4 protein-coding genes are annotated in these 2,456 nt (G+C 70.4%); 1 reads left to right on the forward strand and 3 read right to left on the reverse strand.

Annotated features, from left to right (window positions below):
• Positions 1 to 499, forward strand: a 499-nt coding sequence (locus tag AAF184_25690) for a hypothetical protein (GenBank protein MEO0425748.1), incomplete at its 5' end; no start/stop codon positions are given.
• Here the strand turns inward: AAF184_25690 and AAF184_25695 are convergent.
• From AAF184_25695 to AAF184_25705, 3 genes are all read right to left on the reverse strand, one after another.
• Positions 496 to 906 carry a GFA family protein gene (locus AAF184_25695; protein ID MEO0425749.1) on the reverse strand — a complete coding sequence of 137 codons (411 nt, stop codon included), beginning with the start codon at positions 904 to 906 and terminating at the stop codon, positions 496 to 498. The genes AAF184_25690 and AAF184_25695 overlap by 4 nt on opposite strands.
• A complete protein-coding gene (locus tag AAF184_25700; protein MEO0425750.1) occupies positions 906 to 1,826 on the reverse strand; it encodes a DUF4261 domain-containing protein in 921 nt (306 codons plus the stop codon). The genes AAF184_25695 and AAF184_25700 overlap by 1 nt, the downstream gene beginning before the upstream one ends.
• 95 nt (positions 1,827 to 1,921) lie before the next feature.
• Positions 1,922 to 2,456 (reverse strand): TolC family protein (locus tag AAF184_25705; GenBank protein ID MEO0425751.1); only part of this gene is annotated, 535 nt, incomplete at its 5' end.

Here is a 2,456-nt window from a genome sequence, read left to right on the forward strand (position 1 = left end):
CTACGAGAGCGCACTGCGGCTGGCGGACACGCCCTACGTGGATGCGGAGGAGGACGTGGCGAAGATCACCCTGCTCCTCGCGCGCCTGGACGCTATGGCGGGCGAACCTGCCGCGGCGCGCGAGACGCTGGACGCCATCGCGGGGGCTTTTGCGGATTATCTCGACCAGCCCGAGGCGTGGGTGTACCACCACGCGGTCGCGGCCCTGGCCCTGACCGAGCAGCGCTGGGCGGATGCCTTGGACGCCACGGCACGGGCGCGCGCCCAGGCGCTCGCCGGGCGAGGCGTCTCCAATGCGCGCTTGGTGTTGATGGGCTACGAGCGAGCGTTGGCCCTGGTGGGGCAAGCGCGCGAGGGCGTCGACGGAGCCTCCGAGGCCGTGGAGGCGATGCGCGAGGCCTACGACGGCCTGGTGCGCTGGGCGGGCGCCACCCACCCCCTCGCGATGGCGGCGCGCCACGAACTCATCGCCCTCGGCGCCGTCCCTCCGAGACGTTAGCCCTGGCCGGTGAACTTGGCGATGACCTCGGCCGCCGTCAGCCGTGGTGCGTCATCGGCGAAGTCGTAGTGCCCCGGCTTGCTGTCGATGAAGATGTGGGAATCGATCTTGGTGAAGGTCTTCGGCTCGTCGAAGGCGCCGACCGCCGCGCTGCAGTGGCTGCCGTCGCGCATGCGCCAGAACAGGGCGCTGCCGCAGCGCTCGCAGGAGCCGCGCTCCGCCCAGTCAGAGCTCTCGAACCAGCGTACGGGGCCCTCGATGTCGTAGCCCTCGGTGAACTCCACCGATAGCAAGGGGCCGCCATTCCAACGCGCACAGTCGCGGCAGTGGCAGCAATGAATCCCTTCCGACGCGCCCTTGCCCGTGAAGGACACGGCGCCGCACAGACAATGTCCCTGCGCTGGCATCATTCGTTCTCCCAAGGTTGCTGTGGGGATGCGCTCAGGTAGCGCAGCTGAAACACCCAGCCCCGGTGCACCGTCTGCGACGGCACCTTCTGCAGACGGATGCGCTCACAGCCGTCCACGCCGGTGGTATCCCCGTTGAAGATCGTGCGGCAGCTGAGCAGCGCGTACTGTGCGAGCGAATGCAGGCGATCGGCCAGGGCGTTCGGCCCCTCGCGGGCGTCGAGCGCCTCGAACTCCGTGCTGCCCAGGGCGGTGAGGCCGAGCGTGTAGCCCTGCACTCGCCCGTCCGCGAGCGTACTCGCGCGGGCGGAGACCCAAAGGCCCACCGGGAAGCGCTGTTCGTAGTCGGCAGCCAGGGCGCGTTTGGCCTGCGACGCCGGCCACAGAGTTCTCGACGGCGCCCAGAGCACGGCCTTTGCTTGCGGGCACGTCTCGAGGAGCGCGAAGACGCATTGGGACAGGACCACCGCTTGCAACACGGCCTTCTGGTCCGCCTCCAGCGCCACCAGCACGGCAGCGGAGTGCGCGTTGTCCACCCGATGGGCGTCGGACTCGATGAGCGCCGGATGCTCATCGATCCGCGAGATCAGTTCGAAGGCGATGCGTGCGGTGGGCGTGGTGATCGCTCGGCGCAGGGGAGGGTCCTCCGCCGTCGCGGGCAGCGGTGCGGCGTGCGTGCCCCACTTGCTGCGCACCTTGGCGACGATCGCGTCCAGGTCGAGCCGTGGGTAGTCCTCGACAAGTACCACGGCGTAAAGCGCCCCGGCCTCATCTTCATCCTCGGCCTGTTCGATCGCCTCGTCCAGGTTGCGCAGCGTAAGGCTGGCGAGACCTGGCCCGGCTGGCGGCGGCGGCCGGGTGCGCCAAAGCAGCATGTAGGCGGTTACGGCAAAGAGCAGCAGCAGCGCGAGGGGGGCCATGGGTCATGTCGTTTGGGCGGCGAATGTTGGGGTGACGATAACAGACCCGGGCCCGCGGTACCCCCGCCTACGGGGGCGCGCCCGGGCTCGGTACGTCAGCGCACGCTCGCCATCACGTCGACCGGCGGTGGGGACTCGGGGCTCTCCCAGCCGCCGCCCAAGGCCCGGTACAAGTCGACCGCGCGCTGGTTGATGCGGTTCTTCGCTGCCACCAGGGCCAAGGCCGCGTTGCGGTCCTCGCGCTGAGCGTCGAGCACGGCGAGGTAGCCCCCTAGCCCCGTGTCGTAGAGACGGGTGGCGATCTGCGCGGCTTGTGCCGTGGCCTCGGTGGCGAGGCGCAGGCGATCGCGCTCGGCGCGCGCGCCGGCGAAGGCCGCCAGGGCCGTCTCCGCCTCCTGCAGGGCGATCAGGGCCGTCCGATCCCAGGTGAGGCGAGCGATCTCCAGCGCCGAGGCGGCGTTGTCGACCTCCGCGCGGATCGCCCCGCCCCGGTACAAGGGCAGGTTGACCGCCGCCCCCAGCAGCCAGGTCACGCTGCTGGCTTCGAGCATGTCCAGGAAGGAGCCGGCGTCGGTGCCGCCGGCGCCGGTCAGGATGAGCTGGGGGAAACGAATCTTGGCGCTCGCCTCC

This window comes from Pseudomonadota bacterium (assembly GCA_039815145.1).
GTDB lineage: Bacteria > Pseudomonadota > Gammaproteobacteria > Steroidobacterales > JBCBZW01 > JBCBZW01.